A 1363-nucleotide genomic window follows, 5' to 3' on the forward strand; every position below is an offset into this window, starting at 1 on the left:
CGAGCTTAGCCGAACATGGATGTTTAGTTACTTGACTTCGCGCGTTATGCTGTTGGAACGCGTAGAGACCACGTGAACCGTTGATGCTACCGATTACGTCGTTTCTGCCGTGTACTGAGCCAATCGACCAATTCGAGTGTTTCTCGACGAGGCAGAAACACCACGCCAAGACCTACGTGACGGGTCTTGTTGCGGCCAGCAACAAGACTGTTTAGGACATCTCGAACATCGTTCTCCCGGCTAAGAGCGAACGAGCTCCGAATAAGACCCTCACCGAGTATGATTGGGACGAAGATCAGCTCAACAAGGAACGACTCGTACTGGGTCAGCAAACTGACGACACAAGGTGGAGCAGTGAAGGTGTCGTCATCATCGACGTCACCTTCACGCAGAAAACCGGCGAGCAAACCCCCCACGCAGGAAGATTCTACGACTACGGTAGTCACACTACATCGGGGGACAGAACCTCATCTACGCGTTGTACGCCGACGGAAAACTACCGATCCGCTCGGGCTTTTCGTCTCTACAAGAAAGACGACAAACACCGCGTTGAGCTGGCGCTCGATCTTGTTAACGAACTCATCGAGATAGGTGTCCCGACAGACGGGGGTGTCATAGAACTCTTGTCACACCGTGATGATCGTGCTTCCCGGATTGTCTCCGCGTTCGTAGTTAGTGATAGCGACGACGAGGCGATGGCACAAAGCGAGGAACACCTGCGCTCGTGGACACGGCCTCGTGCGTGTGTTCGTCCGAGGCCGCAGTCCTTTACTGATTCGTTGGTTCGTTCAACTCCCGTACGGGGGTTGTACGTCTCGTCCAGAGTCGATTGTTTCAGTTGAACGTCCTCGCTGTGTTTCTTGGTGCGGTCTTCAACCCTGTACTCAATGTCTTTCGAATCGTCGGTGTTTCGCGCATTGTACGGAGCGGCTGGCACGACCCCTGCGGTCAGCAGATGGTCGTGCCAGTCGAGCGTGTCGTAGGCGCTGTCACCGACCATCCAGATTGGCGTGGCGACGGCGAGCGCGTCACAGGTGACGCGCATCGCCGTCTCCTCTGGCGCTTGTTTGCTCTCGGTGAACTCGGCTGCAATCGGGATCTTTTGCCCGGTCGAGACGATTGTGCAAACGTATCCGTGGTAGTACTCGTCGGCGGTTGGATCGTAGCATTTCGAGGCGTCTTGATCGGCGGGCATCGACCTCACGTCGGTTGAATCGATACAGTAGGTCAAGTCGGGCAGGCCGCGGCGAGCGGTCTGCTCGACGAGCCGGTCGAAGATGTCGTCAACGACGTGTTCGAGGTCGGTGAGAAAGCGATCGACCGCGTCTCTGGACGGCGGTCCGTCCATGTTCGGCTAAGCTCG

At 56.4% G+C, this 1363-nt stretch carries 1 pseudogene; it reads right to left on the reverse strand.

Going from position 1 to position 1363, the window contains the following annotated elements:
- Window positions 1-626: 626 nt before the first annotated feature.
- Window positions 627-1345: pseudogene (locus AOZ13_RS13570) on the reverse strand (transposase); the annotation flags it as partial.
- Window positions 1346-1363: the final 18 nt, after the last annotated feature.

This window comes from Halarchaeum acidiphilum MH1-52-1, assembly GCF_000474235.1.
GTDB lineage: Archaea > Halobacteriota > Halobacteria > Halobacteriales > Halobacteriaceae > Halarchaeum > Halarchaeum acidiphilum.